We start from the raw sequence: 16,335 nt of genomic DNA on the forward strand, positions 1-16,335 counted from the left end.
GTGAAGTGGCGTCGAAAACTGGGAAGCATTCAGACGGCGAGCGGAATCCGGCCGGGGACCGCATCGATCAGGCGCGCCGTGTACGGGTCGGCCGGGTTGCCGAAAACCTCGGCGACCGAACCGGACTCGACGAGGCGTCCGTGTTCGAGCACGGTCACCGTGTCCGAGATCTGACGGACCAGGCTCAGGTCGTGGGAGATGAACAGGTACGTCAAACCGAGTTGGGCCTGCAGATCCACGAGAAGGTCGACGATCTGCGCCTGCACGGTGACATCCAGCGCCGACGTCGGCTCGTCGAGCACCAGGATCTTCGGGGCGAGGACGAGCGCCCGTGCCAGCACCACTCGCTGACGTTGACCGCCGGAGATCTCCAGGGGCCTGCGCCCGAGCACCTCGGTCGGCAGCGCGACCTTGTCCAGCACGTCACGCACCGCGGAGTGCCTGCTCGCCCGGTCACCCGATCCGGCGATGCGCAGCGGTTCCTCGATCACGTCGGCGATGGTGTAGCGCGGGTCCATCGCGGCCAGCGGATTCTGCTGCACCGTCTGCAGCACCCGGGAATTCTGGCGGTACGACCGCGGGTCGGTCTTCAGTGGCCGGCCGTCGGCCAACACCTCACCGGAGTCGAACGTGCTGAGTCCGGCGATGATTCGCGCGGTGGTGGTCTTGCCGGAGCCCGATTCGCCGACCAGTGCGTGGGTACTGCCACGGGCGACGGAGAACGACACCGAGTCGAGTGCGGCCACCGTCGCCTGCCCGCCCTTGCCGCGCCTGCCGGTCGCGAACGTCTTCGTCAGGTTCCGGACCTCGAGCAGTGGTGTCGCCACGCCCGTCCCGGTGTTCCGGCCGGCGTACTTGCCGGGCGAGAGTGCGGGCGCGTCGCTCATGAGCTGCACGGTGTACGGGTCCTTCGGGTGATCCAGGACGTCGCCGGCGGGTCCGGCCTCGCGGACGCGGCCCTCGTTGAGGACCAGAACCGAATCGCTGTGGTCGCGTACCAGTGCCAGGTCGTGGGTGATGAACAGGATGCCGAGTCCGAGTTCGTCCTGCAGGTCGGCGAGGAGGTCGAGAATGCGCTTCTGCACGGTGACGTCGAGCGCCGACGTCGGCTCGTCCGCGACGAGCACCGCAGGCTCGACCGCGATCGCGATGGCGATGAGCACCCGCTGCAGCTGGCCGCCGGACAGCTGGTGCGGGTACGCGCGTGCGCGCTCGGCGGGATTGCGGATCCCCACGCGGTCGAGCAGGCGCGTCACCTTCGACCGGACGTCCCGGCGGGTGGCCCGCCCGTGCACGAGGAGGGTCTCCGCCACCTGGTCGCCAACGCGTTGCAGGGGGTCGAGGGAACCGAGCGGATCCTGCGGCACGAACCCGATGGTGCCGCCCCGCAGGTCGCGCCACTGCTTCTGCCCGTACCCGGTCACGTCCCGGCCCAGGATGTGCACGCTCCCGGACGAGATCCGGCCGTTGCCCGGCAGGAGTCCGATGGCGGCCCGCGCGATGGTCGTCTTCCCCGACCCCGACTGCCCGACCACGGCGAGCGTCTGCCCCCACTCGAGGTGAAAGCTCACGTCGTTCACCACCTGTGCGGCAGGCAGGTGCGGGGAGTCGGGCGCGTACTCGATGTGCAGGGACCGGGCGACGATCAACGGACCGCCGTCCCGCTGCCCGGCAGAACTCGTGACCGGTGCTTCCGCGACCGTTGTCATCAACCCACCTGCTTCCGGACGATCTGACTCAACTTGCCGACGCTGAGCACGGTCAGGATGATGACCACGCTCGGGAACGCCACCAGCCACGGCGCGGTGGCGATGTAGTTGCGGCCCTCCGCGATGAGGAGGCCCCATTCCGGATTCGGCGGCTGGGCGCCGTACCCGAGGAAACTCAGTGCCGCGATGGAGAGGATCGCGGAGCCGAACTGCAGCGCCGCCAGGGACAGCACCGAGGAGTACGCATTGGGGAGGATGTGGCGTCCCAGCAGCCAGATCTTGCCGGCGCCGAGATGCTCACTGGCCTCGACAAACGGCTGGTGTTTGATCGTGAGAACCTCCGAACGCATCAACCGGCAGAAGACCGCGACGGAGGAGACCCCGACAGCGATTGCGGCGTTGACGGTTCCGAAGCCCAGCGCGACGATGATGGTGATCGCCAGCAGCAGTGCCGGAATGGACAGCAGGACGTCGACGACGCGGCTGACGGCGGTGTCGTAGGCCCGGCCGAAGTACGCCGACGTCAGACCGAGCACACTGCCGACGACCAGTCCGAGGATCACCGCGATGACCGAACCGCTGATGGTGGTCGCCGCACCGTGGATGACGCGGCTGAGCACGTCGCGGCCGATGTAGTCGGTACCGAACGGGTGGCCGAGGCTCGGCCCCTCCAGCGGATGCTCCGGCGACTCGGCGAGCGGATCGAACGGCGCCAGCACCCCCGGCAGCAGAATGCACAGCAGCACCAGGAGCAGGAACACCACGGACAGGACGTCGCCGGCGCTCAGCCCGTGCCTGCGTGCCCATGGCACGCGCGGCGTCGCGGCGGGGCCGACCGGTGCGCGCCGCACAGGCGCGTCGACACTCATGCTGTGACCACTTTCTTGTCCGGCGCGAAGGAGATCCTCGTGTCGATCAGCGGATACGCGAGATCTGCGAGCAGGTTCGCGACGACGAAGATGACCGACACCAGAATCACCACCGCCTGGATGACAGGGGTGTCCTGATTGCGGACTGCTTGTTCGGTGAGATATCCGATTCCGGTGCGGGAGAACACCGTTTCGGTGATGACGGATCCCGCGAGCAGCTCCCCCACCGTGATGGCGACGATCGTGATCGTCGGGATCGACCCGTTCTTGAGCACGTGCCGGAAGATGATCCGGTTCTCCGTCAGCCCCTTCGACCGCAGTACGTCGACATACGGTTGACCCGACGCGTTGTGCAGCCCCTGGATGAGCACCTGCGCGATGGGCGCGGACACGGGGATGGCCAGCGCGATGGCCGGCAGAATCACCGAGCGCACCCCCTCGTCCCGGATGGCGGAGACCAGCCCGAGTTCGAACGCGAAGAACTGCAGCAGCAACAGGCCGACGATGAACGAGGGCGTCGACAGAAACGCCGCCGGTACGGCCCGCGCGGCTTCCCGGACGCGTGCGGCCTTCGCGAACACCGCTGTCAGCGCGATGACGAAGGCGAACACGATGGCGAGCAGCAACGCCGTGGACGCCAGCTTCAGCGTCGAGGGAAGCGCCGAGAACAGCAGGTGTTCGACAGACTTGCCCGACGTCAGCGAATAGCCGAGGTCGCCGTGCACGACCAGTCGTTGCACGGAGAGCGCGAACTGCTCGAACGCCGACTTGTCGAGGTTGTAATAGGCGATCAGCACTTCGGCGTCCTCCGCCGAAATCGGGTTCTCGGGACTGTTGATCTGCGATTCGATCGGGTTACCGGGAAGAACGTTGAGTACGAAGAACACGAGGGTGTAAGACAGGGCGATCACGACGAACGCCTGCCCCACCCTTCGCGCCAGGTACCAGTAGTTCGGTCTCATTGCGCGCACCTTCGGGACATGCTGCCGGATGTGGGAATTCTGCGAAGTTTCTCGCACGGCCACCGTAGGCTCAGGGCCACCGATTATCCGAGTCTTCCACTCGTCCTGATTTCAACACACGGCCTAAATGTCTGGTGTCCAACACCATTCATGCGACCGCCGGCGTGTGCACGTGCGGAAACGGTGTTCCGCTCACGCTGCGGGGAAGGCTGTACGGCCCCACCGTCGCCGCCGTAACGTCGCCCGTGTGGTCACCGTCTGGATCGTCGCGGGTGCGTTCCTCCTGTTCCGTGGGGTTCCGGGCGTCCTCGCGCTGTGGCGGTCGCGGTCGTGGACCGGGTCCGAATGCGCGGTCGTCGATGTACGACCCCCGGTCACCTACGCCTACCGGGTCGGGGGCGACGAGTTCACCGGCCGGCGAAAGACATTCGATCCCGGTCCGGGACTCGGCGCCGCCGTGTCCGACGCATGCAGGAACGAATTCGTTTCCGGACAGGTCCTCTGGCTGTGGTACGACCCGCAGGATCCGCGGGCCAGCGTCCTTCGGCGCAGTGCGTCCGTATCGATGCTCCTGGTCACGCTGGGACTCACATCCTTCACCCTCGCGATCGTCGCCCTCTTCTCAGGAGATGCCCCTTGACACCACTAGCGATGACATCACGACAGCAGACCCTCGAACCGACACCGGGAGACCTCGGATGAGTGTGATCCAGCGGAGCAGGACCTTCTACGGACTCGCGCTCGGTGAGCACGTGCTCGTCGACGCCATCCGCCGCGGCCGGGTCGACGAACTCGCCGCGTTCGTCGACCGGACCGGGGCGGACTTCGTCCTCGTCGGCGTCGAACGGGTGTCGCGGACCGCTCCGCGGCCCACCGCGGCCCTGTCGCCCAGCGTGTCCGCCGCGGCGCTGATCGCCGCCACCGCCGACGTCGGTGTGTTCGTCACCGCCGTCCCCCACCTCGACCACCCGTACAACCTGGCTCGCCGGCTGGCCTCACTCGATCACACCAGCCGCGGCCGCGTCGGCTGGCTCACCGGCGTGGAGGACCGGTCGGCGCCGGGCAACCTGGCCTCGGCGGGGGTGTGGATCGAGTCCGGGCCGAGTCCCGCGGTGACGACGGACGCGATCCACGCCTCCCGCACGCTGTGGGAGAGCTGGCCGGCCGACACGATCCGTGGACGCCCGGACGACGTGCGCTTCGCCGATTCCGGCCGCATCGTCTATGCCGACCACCAGGGGATCTTCGACATCGCCGGCCCCCTCAACGTACCGGCACCGCCGCAGCAGAAGATCCCCGTGGCGTGGTGGGCGCAGGAGGGCGACGACATCGTCTCCGCAGCAGAGGTTTCCGACATCGTCGTGCTGGCCGGCGGCGACGTCGACCGGCACGGCCCGGCCGTGCGTGAGCGCGCCCTGCTGTTCGTCGTCGACGATCCCGACGCCACCGGCGTGGACGGTCACATCGCGACCGTCACCGACCTCGACGCCGGCTTCTCCGCGTGGGCGAAGCCGCCTCGGCCCCGCGGGTACCGGCAGCGGTCGCTCCGGGCGACGCTGCGGCTACCCGATCCGGCGCCTGCCCCGACCGGCCGCCGCCCGGTGTATCCCGGGTAGCGAGCGCACCTTCTGATCAAGTCGATTCTTACACATGACTTTCCGTTTACCCACGCCTATCGTTTCGGGAGCCCACTGGCCCACCCACAGGCCAGGACTCCCTCCCGGCGGCCGACCCGCGGTGCCGTCATCCGATACAGGTGGTGCAGCATGATCGAAGTCCGTTCCGTCACGAAACGATTCGGGAAGAGAGCCCGCTCCGTCGAGGTGCTCCACGACATCGACTTCACCGTCGGCACCGGCCAGATCGCCGCGGTGATCGGCCAGAGCGGGGCAGGCAAGACCACACTGTCGCGCATCATCAGCCTGCTCGAGCGTCCGTCCGAGGGCCGCATCCTCCTCGAACGAACGGACGTCTCCGGGCTGTCCGAGCGGCGACTGCGGGAACAACGCCGCGCGATCGGGACGATCTTCCAGGCGTCGAGCCTCCTCGCCCGGCGGACCGCCGCCGAGAACGTGGCTCTGCCGCTGGAATTCGCCGGCGTCGGCCGCGCCGAGCGACGGGCGCGGGTGGCGGAACTGCTCGAGCGGGTGGGACTGTCCGACAAGGCCGACCTCTACCCCCGGCAACTGTCGGGCGGGCAGCGGCAACGTGTGGGGATCGCCCGCTCGCTGGCACTGGCCCCCAAGGTCTTGGTGTCCGACGAGGCGACGTCCGGACTGGACCCCGCCACCACCCGATCCATCCTCGCGTTGCTCCGCGAACTGCGCGACGACCTCGGGCTCACGATCGTGCTGATCACCCACGAGATGGACGTCGTCCGCCAGGTCGCCGACGTGGTCACCGTCCTCGACGCGGGACGGGTCGTGGAATCGGGCCCGGTGATCGACCTCCTGCGCGACCCGCGCTCCGAACTCGGCGTCGGGCTGCTCCCCGACCGTTCCCACATCACCGCGGACGACAGGGATGTGCTGTGGCACGTCACCTACGGCTCCGACACCGTCCCCACCAACTGGATCGAGCGTCTCGGCACGGCCACCGGCCGGTCGATCGGGGTGCTGTCCGGGACCGTGGAGTCGGTCGGCGGACGCCCCGCAGGCCGGGTCACCATCTCGGTTGCCGGTGACCATCCGTCGGTCGGGGAGCTTCTGTCCTCGTGGGGTCTGCACGGGACACGGGTCGACGACAACGCGCCCGCCCCCGCCACCGAGGAGGAGGCGGCATGAGCGCCGACAGCGTCGTCCTGGCCATCTCGACGCCCGTCGAGGAACTTCCCGAATTGTTCCTGCCCGCCCTGCAACAGACCGTGCAGATGGTCGGGATCACGGTGATCCTGGCGATCCTGCTGGGCACTCCGCTGGCGGTCGTGCTGCACAACACCGCTCCCCGCGGACTGTTTCCCAACCCCGCGGTCAACGCGGTCGCCGGGTGGGTCGTCAATCTCGGCCGATCGCTGCCGTTCCTGGTGCTGATGGCCGCCATCATCCCGTTCACCCGCTTCGTCGTCGGCACGTCGCTCGGGGTGCAGGCGGCAGCCGTTCCGATGACGCTGGCCGCAACCCCGTACGTCGCGCGCCTGATCGAGAATTCGCTGCGGGACGTTCCCCCCGAGGTCGTGGAAGTGGGCCGCGCGTCGGCCGGCTCGAACTTTCAGATCATCCGAAAAGTGCAACTCCACGAAGCGGTCCCGACCATCATCGGCGCCCTGACGATCGCGTTGATCGGCATCCTCGACATGTCGGCGATAGCAGGCGCCGTGGGAGCCGGCGGCATCGGCAACCTCGCCATCGCGTACGGCTACAACCGATTCGACAACACCGTGATGATCACGACGGTCATCGCGCTCGTGGTGCTGGTCCAGGTCATCCAACTCGTCGGCGATCTGGCCGCCCGCCTCACCAACCGGCGCTGAGCCTTTCACTCCCACTCAGATCAGAGGACTACACCCATGACGACTCGACCCCGCTCGGTGACGCGCGCCCGCGCTGTCGCGGCAGGCGGACTGACGGCCACACTGCTGCTCCTCCTGACCGCGTGCGGCGCGGGCGGGGGCAACGACCGCACCGAGGGCGACGGCCCGCAGACCACGTTCAAGATCGGGTACACCGCCGGATCGATCCTCGACGAGAAGCTCGCCAAGGAGGTCGCGAAACTCGCCCCCGACCACGGCATCACCGTCGAACCGGTGCAGATCGAGGATTCGAAGCTCAAGAACCTGGCGGTCTCCCAGGGCGACATCGACGCCAACCACAGCCAGCATCAGGAGTGGATGCGCGTGCAGAACGAGGACGGCAACCTCGGACTGTATGCGGCCGGCGACTGGTACGTCCTGAAGTTCTCGGGCTATTCCGAGAAGTTCGACAAGCTCGAGGATCTCCCGAAGGGCGCGAAGGTCGCCATTCCCGACGACCCGTCGAACCAGGCGCAAGCCCTGCAGACGCTGCAGGACCTCGGCCAGTTGACGCTGAAGGACGGTGTCGACCCGTCCCGCGTGACCATCCGCGACGTGAAGGACAACCCGAAGTCGTTCGAGTTCACCGAGGCCGCGCTGGCGCAGTTGCCGCGCACGCTCCCCGACGTCGATCTGGCGCTGGGCTGGCGTTCCAACTTCGATCTCGCCGACGTGTCCGACGACAAGATCGTCTTCAACGCCCCCGCCTACGAGCTGTATTGGATCGAGGTCGTCATCAACGAGAAGAACAAGGACAACCCCGACTTCGCGCCGCTGCTCGACACCTACCACGACCCGCGGATCGGGCAGCTGATCGACAGCGACCCGTTCTTCTCCCGGGTGGCGCAGAGCATCGAATCGGCGCGGGCCACCGACCGCAGCCAGACCAACGTCGACGGCGCCGCCGCGAAGCCCGCCGGCTGATGCCCGCGCAACGAGAGGTCATCCTCAACGTCAACGTGCTGGACGTGGGTTTCCACCCGTCCGCGTGGCGGGCCCCCGATCTGCACCCGACGTCGTTCATCGACCCCGACTACTACGCCGAAGTCGCGAGAATCGCGGAGCGAGGCACGCTGGACGCGCTGTTCCTCGCGGACGGTCCCGCGCTCCGCGAGGATCCCGCCGTCAAACCGACCCGGGCGCTCGAACCCACCACCGTTCTCGGGGTGGTGGCGAGCGCGACGGAGCACCTCGGGCTGATCGGCACGGCGTCGACGACGTTCAACGACCCGTTCGACCTGGCGGACCGGTTCCTGTCCCTCGACGTCGTGTCCGGCGGGCGGGTGGCGTGGAATGTGGTGACCACGTTCCACGCCGGCACGGCCCACAACTTCGGTCTCTCCCGGATCCCCGACCGCGAGGCGCGGTACCGCCGGGCCTCGGAGTTCGTGGACGTCGTCACGGCGCTGTGGGAATCGGCGGCCACCCGGGTACCGGTGCACCACGACGGGGAATACTTCCACGTGCACGGCGTGCTGCCTGTGCCGCCGTCGCCGCAGGGTCGCCCGCTGCTCGTGCAGGCCGGCGGTTCGCCGCAGGGCCGCGCGCTGGCCGGACGCAGCGCCGACGCGGTGTTCTCGGCGGAACTCACCCTCGACGCCGGGCGGCAGCACTACCGGGAGGTCAAGGACGTCGCGCGCGCGGCCGGTCGCGACCCCGCGTCGGTGAAGATCCTGCCCGGCCTCGTCACGGTGGTCGGCAGCACGGAGGCCGAGGCGATCGCCCGGTACGAGGACTGGGAGTCCAAGGCCGCCGACGGCTTCTCCGCCGAGCGGCTCGGCGGGATGCTCGGCGTCGACCTCAGCTCACTCGACCCGGACCGGCCGATCCCGGAGGACCTGCTGCTGGCGCCGGTCGACCCGTCGTTCTCCGGTTCCCTCGGGTTCCGGGAAGCAGTCGTGCGGCTGGCATTGGAGAGCCGGTACTCGGTGTCCGAACTTCTGCGCAAGGCAGGCGGTTTCGGGCACCGGCTCGTCGTGGGCTCCCCCGAACAGATCGCCGACACCATCGAGGAATGGTTCGTGGCAGGGGCGGCGGACGGTTTCAACCTGATGCCGGACGGATTCCCCTCAGGCCTCACCGATTTCGTCGATCACGTCGTACCGCTCCTGCGCGAGAAGGGGATCTTCCGGCACGAGTACGCGGAGTCCACGCTGCGAGGGCGCTTCGCTCCCCGTGAGTGGTTGACGAGTGCAGGGACTCGTTAACCACGCACGGGCGGCGGAGCCGCCTACGCGGGTGTCCGGACGACGGTGAGGGCGGACTGCCTGCGGAGGGTGAAACCCAGGCTCTCGTACAGCCGGATCGCCGTCGTGTTCGATTGCGCCGCGTGCAGGAACGGCGTCTCCCCGCGAGCGCGGATACCGGCTCCGACGGCGCGGACGAGACGGGCACCGAATCCGCGGCCCCGGAAACGCTCGTCGGTGCAGACCGCGCTGATCTCGGTCCAGCCGGGCGGGTGCAGCCGCTCTCCCGCCATGGCGACGAGCTCGCCGTCGACCCGAAACCCGAGGTAGGTCCCCATCTCGATGGTCCGCGGAAGGTACGGCCCGGGCCGGGTGCGGCCGATCAGGTCCAGGATTTCCGGAACATCGTCCGCGCCGAGGACCTCGGCGTCCGGGTCCGGTGCGACGTCCAGCGCGGTGCCGTCCATCTGGACCAGGCCGAAGGAGTTCAGAACCTCCCAGCCCGGCGGCGGCGTGTGCCCGAATCCGCGGAGCGCAGCCGTCGCGGACGGGCCGAGCAATGCTGCCAGATCCGCCCAGTCCTCGTCCACCAGGGTGTCCGGGTGCCCGACGTGCGGCGCGACATCCGGGTGATACCGCGCCACCCTGCCCGACCACCGGGCGAAATGCGCGTGCTCGCCGCCCAGGGATTCGCGAATCGCATCGTCCAGAGGATGGACGTCCGTCTCGGCCGGGGCCGTCAGTTCCGTGGTCATCGCGCTCGGTTACGACGCGACGGTGCGGAGCCAGCGGAACCGGCTGCGGTGGAACACGATCGGCTCGATCTCCGACTGCACCCGCAGCTCGTTGATCCGCAGGACCACGATCGCGTGATCGCCCGCGGGCACCTGCTGGGTGACGGTGGTGTCGAGCCACACCGACGCGCCGTCGATGAACAACGCACCGCCGTCGGTGGTCTCGGTGTCGAGGCCCGCGAACCGGTCACCCGTCTTCGCGGCGAGGACCCGGGCGGCCGCGTCGTGCGCCTCGCCGAGCACGCTGATCCCGACGTGCTCGAGGTCCGCGAGCTTCGGCCACGTCGTGGACGTGTTCTGCACGCAGAACGCGACGAGCGGCGGCTCCAGCGACACGGGCACGAACGTGCTCGCCGCCATCCCGACCCGTTCACCGTCGACTTCGGCGCAGACGGCGACGACACCGCTCGGGAAATGTCCGAACGCCTCCCGGAGCGACGTCTTGTCCAGTGTGCCGTCTGCCTGTGTCATGAGAGTTCCGTCCGGGTCCGGGCCGCCGCGGTGAGGATCGAACCCCACCGCTCGGTGTAGTCGGCGATGCGTGTGTCGGTGGTGTAGGTGGTGTCGATGAGGTAGAGGCCCGGCGCGGGGGCGGTGGCGCCCAGTTCGACGAGCACCGGTTTGAGCAGCAGGTCCGGCGCCATGGCGTGTGCCGGGCCGGCTCCGAGCATCAGCGGCACCACCACGACGTCCTTCAGGCCGTCGCCGGTCGCGAACTGGTCGAGGAACAGTTTCAGCACACCCGTGTACGACGCCTTGAACGTGGGGCTGGCGAACACCACCAGATCCGACGACGCGACCGTGTCCACCGCCGCCGCGACCTTCTCGTCGCCCCAACCGAGCAGTCCCGGGCCGAGCTCGATCACGTCGACCGTGGAACTGGCGGCCGCCCCCGTGATCGCGGCCGCGACCAGACCGGCCGCGTCCAGCGTCCGTGAACCGGGCTTGGGATTGCCGGCCACTACCGTTACCTTCATTGCTTCATCACCTTCCACATGTCTACGCTGCCACCCTAGAGCACGCGGCCGGTCCGGTCGAATAGTGCTGGGCAGGAACGGAAGTCGAGCCGGCTCCTTTCGAATCACGTCGATCGAAACCATTCCGCACCGCGCTCGGACGGGCTAATTTGTCAGCGGCCACACTCCGTGGTCAGCCGATCGATCGTGGGGATTTTCCGTGAAGTTCAGCCGTTCTCTCGCCATTGCCGCCGTTCCACTGCTGGCGGTACTGACAGCGTGCTCCGGTGGATCCGGCAGCGCCGACGGCGACACGGTGCGGATCGGAACCACCGAGGCCAGTGACCGCTCGTGGGAGATCTTCGAAGAGAAGGCGAAGGATGCGGGCATCACGCTCGACGTCGTGAATTTCTCCGACTACTCCCAGCCGAACATCGCCCTGTCGCAGGGGCAGATCGACGCCAACCTCTTCCAGCACCTGCAGTTCCTCGGCGAGTACAACACCGGCGCCGACGACGACCTCACCCCGATCGGCGCCACCCAGATCGTGCCGCTCGGCCTGTACTCGCAGAAGCACCAGAGTGTCGCCGACATTCCGCAGGGCGGGGAGATCGCGATCCCCAACGATCCCAGCAACCAGGCCCGTGCCCTGTTCGTGCTGAAGGGCGCCGGCCTGCTCACCCTGACCGGCGACAACCCGTCCCCCACGCCCGCCGACATCGCCGCGGGGGCGTCCAAGGTGAAGGTGACGCCGGTCGACGCCGCGCAGACCGCGCTGTCCCTCGCCTCCGTGGACGGTGCGATCGTCAACAACACGTTCCTCGAGCGTTCGGGCATCGACCCCGCATCGGCCCTCTACAAGGACGACCCGTCGAGCCCCGCCGCCGAGCCGTACATCAACACGTTCGTCACCCGCGCCGACGACAAGGACAACGCGACGTACCTCGAACTCGTGAAGATCTGGCACGACCCCGAAATCCAGTCCGCCGTGCGCGAGGAGTCGAAGGGAACGTCCGTCGAGGTCGAACGGGACGGTGCCCAGCTCCAGCAGATCCTGTCGCGGGTCGAAGAGGGAATTCGTTCGGCCAAGTAGATGACACCGATCGTCCGATTCGAATCCGTCACCAAAACCTTCCAAACCGGAAAGAAGACACTCACCGCCGTCGACGCCGTCGATCTCGCCATCGAGCGAGGTGAGATCTTCGGGGTCATCGGCTACTCGGGGGCCGGGAAGAGCACGCTGGTCCGGCTGATCAACGGCCTGGAACGCCCCACCGGTGGGCGCGTCGTCGTCGACGACGTCGACATCACCGCACTGCCGGAATCGAAACTCCGGCACGTGCGCGCGAAGATCGGCATGATCTTCCAGCAGTTCAACCTGTTCCGCTCCCGCACCGTCGCCGGGAACGTGGCCTACCCCCTCGTCGTGGCCGGGTGGCCGCGACAGAAACGCCGCGAACGCGTCGCCGAACTGCTCGCGTTCGTCGGCCTGTCCGACAAGGCTCGGGCCTACCCCGACCAGCTGTCCGGCGGGCAGAAGCAGCGGGTCGGGATCGCCCGCGCGCTGGCGACGTCGCCGGACCTGCTGCTCGCCGACGAGTCCACCAGCGCCCTGGACCCGGAGACCACGCAGGACGTGCTTCGCCTGCTCCGCAAGGTGAACCGGGAACTCGGCGTCACGATCGTGGTGATCACCCACGAGATGGACGTCGTCCGGGCCGTCGCGGATCGTGTCGCCGTGCTGGCGGAGGGCCGTGTCGTGGAACTCGGCACCGTGTTCGACGTCTTCTCCGAACCACAGGCGCCGGCGTCGAAGAGCTTCGTCAGCACGATCCTGCGCAACCGCCCGGAACCGGCCGACCTGGAGCGGCTCCGCGCGCGTTTCGGGGGCCGGATCGTCACCGCCGACGTGCGGGACGGCAGCCGCATCGGCGACGTCCTCTCCGATGCGGGCGGGCACGGTGTCCGATTCGAAATCGTGTACGGCGGCATCACCACCCTGCAGGACCGCTCGTTCGGCAGTCTCACGCTCGAACTCGTCGGCCCCGACGACGGCATCGACGACGTGATCCGCCGGTTGCGGACCGTCACCGATGTCGAGGAAGTACAGGCATGACCACGAACTGGGACAAACTGCGCCCCGTACTGTTCGAATCCATCGGCACCACCATCTACATGGTGGTGATCACCCTGGTGGTCGGCGGGCTGATCGGGCTCGTGGTCGGCACGCTGCTGTACGCCACCAGGAACGGCGGGATCCTCCAGAACACGGCCGCCTACACGGTGCTGAACATCCTGGTGAACATCGTGCGGCCGATTCCGTTCATCATCCTGCTCGCCGCACTGGGGCCCGTGACCCTCGCCGTGGTCGGCCGGACCATCGGCACCGAGGCCGCGATCTTCGTGATGATCATCGCGTCGTCGTTCGCCATCGCCCGCATCGTGGAACAGAATCTGGTGACCGTCGACCCCGGCGTGATCGAGGCGGCCCGCGCGATGGGCGCCGGTCCCCTGCGGATCATCGTCACCCTGCTGATCCCCGAAGCCCTGGGCCCGTTGATCCTCGGATACACGTTCGTCCTCATCGGCATCGTCGACATGTCCGCGATGGCGGGCACCATCGGCGGCGGCGGGCTCGGCGACTTCGCCATCGTCTACGGCTACCAGCGCTTCAACTGGCAGGTGACCCTCGTCGCCACCCTCGTCATCATCCTGCTCGTGCAGGCCTCCCAGTTCTTGGGCAACTGGCTGGCGCGAAAGGCATTGCGCCGCTAGCACCCGTGAGTACTTGTTAACCGCGGGCGGTTAACAAGTACTCACGGGAGGCGGAGCCTCAGTTCGCGGCGACGCTCGCGGGTCACGGCGCCACCACTCAACGTCGGCGCCGATCCGACGAGGAGCGCGGTGTAGGGGTGCTGCGGATCGGAGATCACCTGGTAGGTCGGTCCGTCCTCGACGATGTTGCCGCGGTAAAGCACGACGATCCGGTCGACCAGCGCGGCGACGGCCCCCAGATCGTGGGAGATGAACAGCTGAGCGAGTCGCCGCGCATGCCCGAGTTCGGTGAGCAGTTTCAGGATCTGGATGCGGTTGACCGAGTCGAGGGCGCTGACCGGTTCGTCGAGCAGCAGCAACGACGGGTCCAGCACCAGGGCCCGCGCGATCGCGATCCGCTGGCGTTGCCCACCCGACAGTTCGGCTGGAATCCGCGCCGCGATGCCGGCGTCGAGGCCCACGCTGCCCAGTACCGCCGCGACCTTCGACCGCACGACGTCACGGTCCAGTCCGCCCCGCACGGTGAGCCCCTCGGCGATCGACTCGCCCACCGGAATGTCCGGGTCGAGGCTCAGCAGCGGATCCTGGAACACGTACTGGACGGTCCCCGTGCGCCGGTGTGCCCGGCGTTGTGCCGTGGACAGGTCGTCGACGCGCTGCCCGCGGATCTCGACCGACCCGGTCGTCGGGGTGATCAGACCGAGAATCGTGCGGGCCAGTGTCGTTTTCCCGGAACCGCTCTCGCCGATCAGACCCACCTTCTCGCCGACGTCGATCGTCAGGTCGACGCCGTGCAGGATCTGCGTGCGGGCGCCACGGGACCCACGTTCTACCCGGACGTCGGTCATGCGCAGCAACGGCTCAGACACGAGCGGCCTCCTTCCCGGTGAACGACTCGAGCCCGTATTCGCGATGGTTGTCGACGAGTTGGCGGGTGTATTCGTGCCGTGGCGCGGTGAGCAGGTCTGCCGCCCGCCCGGATTCGACGACGGCGCCGTCCCGCATGACGATCACGGTGTCGCAGACCTGAGCGACCACGGCCAGGTCGTGCGAGACGAGGACGAGAGCGAGGCCCAGTTCCTCGCGCAGGTCCTCGAGGAGGTCGAGGACCTCGGCCTGAACGGTGACGTCCAGGGCGGTGGTCGCCTCGTCCGCGATGAGGAGTTCCGGTTCCGCGGACACCGCGATCGCGATGAGCACCCGCTGGAGCATGCCCCCGGACAGTTCGTGCGGGTACTGGCGGTACACGGTGTCCGCGTCGGTCAGCCCCATCTTCCGGAACAGTTCGAGGCCGCGCCGCTTGGCGTCGGCGCGGGACAGTCCGAGCGTGGACCGGAGCGCCTCGGCGAGCTGTTCACCGACCCGGATGGACGGGTTCAGGTAGGACGCCGGGTCCTGGAACACGGCGGCGACGCGGGTGCCGCGCAGGGGTCGCCACTGTTTGCGCCCGAGGTCGGTGAGTTCGATGCCGTCGAAGTCGATCGAGCCTGCGGTGACGTCGATTCCGCCGGGCAGGATTCCGAGGATGGCACGGCAGGTCAACGATTTTCCGCTTCCCGATTCGCCGACGATCCCGAGCGCTCCCCCGGGTGCGAGGGAGAAGTCGACGCCGCGGACCAGTTCGGTTCCGTCGTCGAGGGCGATACGCAGATCGCTGACGGTGAGCACCGGCCTGCGGGGGCGTGTGGTGTCCGGTGCCGACGTGGCATCGAGTGTGTCAGTGGACATCCGAGGTGACCTCCTGTTTCCTGGGGGCGCGTCGTGTGGGTCGGCCGGTTACATCGCGCAGTGCGTCGGCGATGGCATTGAGTGCCCACACGGTCGCCACGATCAGCAGCGCGGGGACGACGGGACCGAACGGAACCTGGTAGAGGTACTGCAGTCCGCTGGCGAGGAGTCCGCCCCAGGTGGGGTCGGGCGGGACGACGCCGATCCCGAGGAACGTCAGCGAAGACACGATGACGAGGCTGGCGCCGGTCATCGCGGCGAATGTCACCCCCACCGCGGGCAGCACCTTGCGCACCGCGTGACGGCGGATGATCCAGGACGTGTCGGCGCCCATGAGTTCGGCGGCCTCGACGTACTGGGAGTTGGCCACCGTCAGCGCCGCGGCGCGCGTGACCCGGTAGAACGCGGGCGCGATGAGGATGCCGACCGCGAACATCGCCTGCGCGAGACCGTTTCCGAGCAGCGCGGTCATCGCGACGGCGAACACGAGGAACGGCAGCGTGATCAGCGCGTCCATCAGCCGGAGCGTGAACCATTCCACGCCGCGTCCCAGATACACCGACAGGAAGCCCGGGATCACGCCGAGGAGGAATCCGACCACGACGCATTGCAGCGCGGACAGCACCGACACGGTCGATCCGGCCAGCAACCGGCTGAACACGTCCCGTCCGACGTTGTCCGTGCCGAGCCAGTGAGTTCCGCTCGGGCCCTGCAGGATTGCCGACGTGTCCTGTTCGAGCGGGTCGAACGGCGCGAGCGCGGGCCCGAAGAGCGCGAGGGCCACGATCAGGCCGAGGACGATCACCGCGGCTCGGGCGGAGTGATAGCGCAGAATTGCTGTGAGCATG

Annotated in this window: 18 protein-coding genes; 9 read left to right on the plus strand and 9 right to left on the minus strand. The window is 68.2% G+C overall.

Annotated elements, in window-relative coordinates; all coding sequences use genetic code 11:
* Positions 1-29 precede the first annotated feature (29 nt).
* From ACFU5V_RS36365 to ACFU5V_RS36375, 3 genes are read right to left on the minus strand one after another with little or no spacing between them, the layout of a single operon-like run.
* Positions 30-1,709 carry a dipeptide ABC transporter ATP-binding protein gene (locus ACFU5V_RS36365; RefSeq protein WP_378705486.1) on the minus strand — a complete coding sequence of 560 codons (1,680 nt, stop codon included), beginning with the start codon at positions 1,707-1,709 and terminating at the stop codon, positions 30-32.
* Positions 1,709-2,578 carry an ABC transporter permease gene (locus ACFU5V_RS36370; RefSeq protein WP_378430361.1) on the minus strand — a complete coding sequence of 290 codons (870 nt, stop codon included), beginning with the start codon at positions 2,576-2,578 and terminating at the stop codon, positions 1,709-1,711. The genes ACFU5V_RS36365 and ACFU5V_RS36370 overlap by 1 nt, the downstream gene beginning before the upstream one ends.
* Positions 2,575-3,540, minus strand: a complete 966-nt coding sequence (locus tag ACFU5V_RS36375; protein ID WP_378430360.1) for an ABC transporter permease — start codon at positions 3,538-3,540, stop codon at positions 2,575-2,577. Before ACFU5V_RS36375 ends, ACFU5V_RS36370 begins: the two co-directional genes overlap by 4 nt.
* Positions 3,541-3,787: 247 nt before the next feature.
* Here ACFU5V_RS36375 and ACFU5V_RS36380 point away from each other — a divergent pair, with 247 nt between their 5' ends.
* The 6 genes from ACFU5V_RS36380 to ACFU5V_RS36405 all read left to right on the plus strand — a co-directional run bounded on the left by ACFU5V_RS36380 (position 3,788) and on the right by ACFU5V_RS36405 (position 9,255).
* Positions 3,788-4,180: a DUF3592 domain-containing protein gene (locus tag ACFU5V_RS36380; protein ID WP_378705489.1), complete on the plus strand. Its 393-nt coding sequence runs from the start codon at positions 3,788-3,790 to the stop codon at positions 4,178-4,180.
* A 58-nt stretch (positions 4,181-4,238) separates the two neighbouring features.
* Positions 4,239-5,156, plus strand: a complete 918-nt coding sequence (locus ACFU5V_RS36385) for an LLM class flavin-dependent oxidoreductase (RefSeq protein WP_378705491.1) — start codon at positions 4,239-4,241, stop codon at positions 5,154-5,156.
* A gap of 150 nt (positions 5,157-5,306) precedes the next feature.
* Complete coding sequence (locus tag ACFU5V_RS36390) at positions 5,307-6,323, plus strand: methionine ABC transporter ATP-binding protein (RefSeq protein ID WP_378705494.1); 1,017 nt, start codon at positions 5,307-5,309, stop codon at positions 6,321-6,323.
* Positions 6,320-7,009, plus strand: coding sequence for a methionine ABC transporter permease (locus ACFU5V_RS36395; protein ID WP_276135988.1), 690 nt, complete (start codon positions 6,320-6,322; stop codon positions 7,007-7,009). The genes ACFU5V_RS36390 and ACFU5V_RS36395 overlap by 4 nt, the downstream gene beginning before the upstream one ends.
* A gap of 36 nt (positions 7,010-7,045) precedes the next feature.
* Positions 7,046-7,972 carry a MetQ/NlpA family ABC transporter substrate-binding protein gene (locus tag ACFU5V_RS36400; RefSeq protein ID WP_378430356.1) on the plus strand — a complete coding sequence of 309 codons (927 nt, stop codon included), beginning with the start codon at positions 7,046-7,048 and terminating at the stop codon, positions 7,970-7,972.
* A complete protein-coding gene (locus ACFU5V_RS36405; RefSeq protein WP_378705497.1) occupies positions 7,972-9,255 on the plus strand; it encodes an NtaA/DmoA family FMN-dependent monooxygenase in 1,284 nt (427 codons plus the stop codon). Before ACFU5V_RS36400 ends, ACFU5V_RS36405 begins: the two co-directional genes overlap by 1 nt.
* A 23-nt stretch (positions 9,256-9,278) precedes the next feature.
* On the opposite strand, the gene ACFU5V_RS36410 is transcribed toward ACFU5V_RS36405, so the two are convergent.
* Genes ACFU5V_RS36410 through ACFU5V_RS36420 form a run of 3 tightly spaced genes read right to left on the minus strand, consistent with a single transcriptional unit; the run spans position 9,279 to position 11,005 of the window.
* Positions 9,279-9,989, minus strand: a complete 711-nt coding sequence (locus ACFU5V_RS36410) for a GNAT family N-acetyltransferase (protein ID WP_378705500.1) — start codon at positions 9,987-9,989, stop codon at positions 9,279-9,281.
* Positions 9,990-9,998: 9 nt separating this feature from the next.
* Positions 9,999-10,499, minus strand: a complete 501-nt coding sequence (locus ACFU5V_RS36415; RefSeq protein ID WP_072944120.1) for a flavin reductase family protein — start codon at positions 10,497-10,499, stop codon at positions 9,999-10,001.
* A complete protein-coding gene (locus ACFU5V_RS36420) occupies positions 10,496-11,005 on the minus strand; it encodes an NADPH-dependent FMN reductase (protein WP_378430353.1) in 510 nt (169 codons plus the stop codon). Before ACFU5V_RS36420 ends, ACFU5V_RS36415 begins: the two co-directional genes overlap by 4 nt.
* A 199-nt stretch (positions 11,006-11,204) precedes the next feature.
* Here ACFU5V_RS36420 and ACFU5V_RS36425 point away from each other — a divergent pair, with 199 nt between their 5' ends.
* Genes ACFU5V_RS36425 through ACFU5V_RS36435 form a run of 3 tightly spaced genes read left to right on the plus strand, consistent with a single transcriptional unit; the run spans position 11,205 to position 13,759 of the window.
* On the plus strand, positions 11,205-12,077 hold the full coding sequence (locus ACFU5V_RS36425; RefSeq protein WP_378705503.1) for a MetQ/NlpA family ABC transporter substrate-binding protein: 873 nt from the start codon (positions 11,205-11,207) through the stop codon (positions 12,075-12,077).
* Positions 12,078-13,100, plus strand: a complete 1,023-nt coding sequence (locus ACFU5V_RS36430) for a methionine ABC transporter ATP-binding protein (RefSeq protein WP_378705506.1) — start codon at positions 12,078-12,080, stop codon at positions 13,098-13,100.
* Positions 13,097-13,759: a methionine ABC transporter permease gene (locus ACFU5V_RS36435; protein ID WP_378442552.1), complete on the plus strand. Its 663-nt coding sequence runs from the start codon at positions 13,097-13,099 to the stop codon at positions 13,757-13,759. The genes ACFU5V_RS36430 and ACFU5V_RS36435 overlap by 4 nt, the downstream gene beginning before the upstream one ends.
* 41 nt (positions 13,760-13,800) lie before the next feature.
* On the opposite strand, the gene ACFU5V_RS36440 is transcribed toward ACFU5V_RS36435, so the two are convergent.
* From ACFU5V_RS36440 to ACFU5V_RS36450, 3 genes are read right to left on the minus strand one after another with little or no spacing between them, the layout of a single operon-like run.
* Entirely contained in the window at positions 13,801-14,628 is an 828-nt protein-coding gene (locus ACFU5V_RS36440; protein ID WP_378705508.1) for an ABC transporter ATP-binding protein, read from the minus strand.
* On the minus strand, positions 14,621-15,487 hold the full coding sequence (locus ACFU5V_RS36445) for an ABC transporter ATP-binding protein (protein WP_378705511.1): 867 nt from the start codon (positions 15,485-15,487) through the stop codon (positions 14,621-14,623). The genes ACFU5V_RS36440 and ACFU5V_RS36445 overlap by 8 nt, the downstream gene beginning before the upstream one ends.
* Positions 15,477-16,334: an ABC transporter permease gene (locus ACFU5V_RS36450; protein ID WP_378705514.1), complete on the minus strand. Its 858-nt coding sequence runs from the start codon at positions 16,332-16,334 to the stop codon at positions 15,477-15,479. Before ACFU5V_RS36450 ends, ACFU5V_RS36445 begins: the two co-directional genes overlap by 11 nt.
* Position 16,335 lies beyond the last annotated feature (1 nt).

Origin of the sequence: Rhodococcus sp. NPDC057529 (assembly GCF_042802055.1) — a bacterium.
GTDB lineage: Bacteria > Actinomycetota > Actinomycetes > Mycobacteriales > Mycobacteriaceae > Rhodococcus_F.

What these genes read in the sequence shown, in the direction of transcription:
- ACFU5V_RS36450 (WP_378705514.1), bottom strand. Translation starts at nt 16,334, where the DNA reads ATGCTCACAGCAATTCTGCGCTATCACTCCGCCCGAGCCGCGGTGATC.
- ACFU5V_RS36430 (WP_378705506.1), top strand. Translation starts at nt 12,078, where the DNA reads ATGACACCGATCGTCCGATTCGAATCCGTCACCAAAACCTTCCAAACC.
- ACFU5V_RS36435 (WP_378442552.1), top strand. Translation starts at nt 13,097, where the DNA reads ATGACCACGAACTGGGACAAACTGCGCCCCGTACTGTTCGAATCCATC.
- ACFU5V_RS36400 (WP_378430356.1), top strand. Translation starts at nt 7,046, where the DNA reads ATGACGACTCGACCCCGCTCGGTGACGCGCGCCCGCGCTGTCGCGGCA.
- ACFU5V_RS36415 (WP_072944120.1), bottom strand. Translation starts at nt 10,499, where the DNA reads ATGACACAGGCAGACGGCACACTGGACAAGACGTCGCTCCGGGAGGCG.
- ACFU5V_RS36375 (WP_378430360.1), bottom strand. Translation starts at nt 3,540, where the DNA reads ATGAGACCGAACTACTGGTACCTGGCGCGAAGGGTGGGGCAGGCGTTC.
- ACFU5V_RS36420 (WP_378430353.1), bottom strand. Translation starts at nt 11,005, where the DNA reads ATGAAGGTAACGGTAGTGGCCGGCAATCCCAAGCCCGGTTCACGGACG.
- ACFU5V_RS36445 (WP_378705511.1), bottom strand. Translation starts at nt 15,487, where the DNA reads ATGTCCACTGACACACTCGATGCCACGTCGGCACCGGACACCACACGC.
- ACFU5V_RS36395 (WP_276135988.1), top strand. Translation starts at nt 6,320, where the DNA reads ATGAGCGCCGACAGCGTCGTCCTGGCCATCTCGACGCCCGTCGAGGAA.
- ACFU5V_RS36405 (WP_378705497.1), top strand. Translation starts at nt 7,972, where the DNA reads ATGCCCGCGCAACGAGAGGTCATCCTCAACGTCAACGTGCTGGACGTG.
- ACFU5V_RS36385 (WP_378705491.1), top strand. Translation starts at nt 4,239, where the DNA reads ATGAGTGTGATCCAGCGGAGCAGGACCTTCTACGGACTCGCGCTCGGT.
- ACFU5V_RS36390 (WP_378705494.1), top strand. Translation starts at nt 5,307, where the DNA reads ATGATCGAAGTCCGTTCCGTCACGAAACGATTCGGGAAGAGAGCCCGC.
- ACFU5V_RS36365 (WP_378705486.1), bottom strand. Translation starts at nt 1,709, where the DNA reads ATGACAACGGTCGCGGAAGCACCGGTCACGAGTTCTGCCGGGCAGCGG.
- ACFU5V_RS36410 (WP_378705500.1), bottom strand. Translation starts at nt 9,989, where the DNA reads ATGACCACGGAACTGACGGCCCCGGCCGAGACGGACGTCCATCCTCTG.
- ACFU5V_RS36370 (WP_378430361.1), bottom strand. Translation starts at nt 2,578, where the DNA reads ATGAGTGTCGACGCGCCTGTGCGGCGCGCACCGGTCGGCCCCGCCGCG.